The 1,503-nt window shown below is 64.4% G+C and carries 3 protein-coding genes; 2 read left to right on the forward strand and 1 reads right to left on the reverse strand.

What is annotated here, in order from left to right:
- Both CN311_RS22430 and CN311_RS22435 read left to right on the forward strand, forming a co-directional pair.
- The coding region (locus tag CN311_RS22430) for a YggT family protein (RefSeq protein ID WP_133117236.1) at positions 1–163 on the forward strand (163 nt) is incomplete at its 5' end.
- A gap of 8 nt (positions 164–171) precedes the next feature.
- Positions 172–486, forward strand: a complete 315-nt coding sequence (locus CN311_RS22435) for a DUF167 family protein (RefSeq protein WP_097575889.1) — start codon at positions 172–174, stop codon at positions 484–486.
- A 107-nt stretch (positions 487–593) separates the two neighbouring features.
- Here CN311_RS22435 and CN311_RS22440 read toward each other — a convergent pair.
- The coding region (locus CN311_RS22440; protein ID WP_245440909.1) for a M3 family metallopeptidase at positions 594–1,503 on the reverse strand (910 nt) is incomplete at its 5' end.

The following is a 1,503-nucleotide window of genomic DNA, read 5'->3' on the forward strand; positions in this document are numbered from 1 at the left end:
CGTCGGCAACATGCTCTTCAGGCTGACCGAGCCGGCGCTGCGGCCGATCCGCCGCTTCATGCCCGACCTCGGCGGTATCGACATCTCGCCGATCATCCTTTTGCTGATCATCTTCTTCATCCGGCAGTTCCTGCTCACCACCGTGGTGTCGCTGGTCGTCTGAGCCGTCCGGTGAGCGCGCCGTTCCGCACGCGTAACGACGGCGTCGACCTGTTCGTCCGGCTGACGCCAAAGGCAGCGATGGACAGGCTGGAAGGCATCGAGACGGCTTCCGACGGGCGAAGCCATATCAAGGCTCGCGTCCGTGCAGTGCCGGAAAACGGCGCCGCCAATCAAGCGCTTGAGAGACTGGTCGCCAAGGCGCTGGGCGTGCCGGCCTCGGCCGTGTCGGTTGTCGCCGGCGGCACTGCCCGGCTGAAGACATTGCGCATTTCCGGCGATCCGGCGGCGCTGGCGAGAAGCATTGAGCTGCTCGACGGTGTTTGAGGCGCCTCATTCCTTCGCGCCCCCTCTGTCCTGCCCGTCCTCCGCAGCAGCTGCGGAGGGTGGACCGGACATCTCCCCTCAAGTGGGGAGATTGGCAACTGCGCTGTTCAGACCAGCCCGCGCTTGACCATCATCGCTTCGGGAGACGGCATCTTGCCGCGGAAGGCGGTGTAGAGCTCCTCCGGATCCTTCGAGCCGCCAGCGGCGTAGATGTTCTTGCGCAGCCGCTCGGCCAGCGCCGGGTTGAACGGGTCGCCCGTCTCCTCGAAGGCGGCGAAGGCGTCGGCGTCGAGCACCTCCGACCACATGTATGAATAGTAGCCGGCCGAATAGCCGTCGCCGGAAAAGACATGGCCGAAATGCGGGGTGCGATGACGCATGGCGATGGTATCGGGCATATCGAGCTTTTCAAGCGTTTCGGCTTCGAAACGAAGTGGCTGTTCTGGCGCATCCGGTCGCGCGTGATAGGCCATGTCGACCAGCGCCGATGCTGTGAATTCTACCGTGGCAAAGCCCGCGCCGAAGGTGCGCGCCGCCAGCATCTTGTCGAGCAGCGCTTTCGGCATCGGCTTGCCGGTTTTGACATGCAGCGCGTGCTTTTCCAGCACCGCCGGCACGGTCAGCCAGTGTTCGTAGAGCTGCGAGGGCAGCTCGACGAAATCGCGACTGACCGAGGTGCCGGACACCGACGGCCAGGTGACGTCGGTCAACATGCCGTGCAGCGCATGGCCGAACTCATGGAACAAGGTCTTTGCCTCGTCGACCGATAGAAGGGCGGCCTCGCCCGCCGGCGGCTTGGCGAAGTTCATGACGTTGTAGATCACCGGCTTCGAACCGTGGCCGAGCTTATAGCCGGACTTAAGCGCGCTCATCCAGGCGCCGGAGCGTTTTGAGGGCCGCGCGAAATAATCGGCAAGGAACAGGCCGCGCTCGCTGCCGTCGGCATTCTTCACTACGAAGACGCGCGCGTCGGGGTGCCAGGCGGCGATGCCCTTCTTCTCCTCGAAGGTGATGCCG

Source organism: Mesorhizobium sanjuanii, from assembly GCF_002529485.1.
In the GTDB taxonomy this organism is placed as follows: domain Bacteria; phylum Pseudomonadota; class Alphaproteobacteria; order Rhizobiales; family Rhizobiaceae; genus Mesorhizobium; species Mesorhizobium sanjuanii.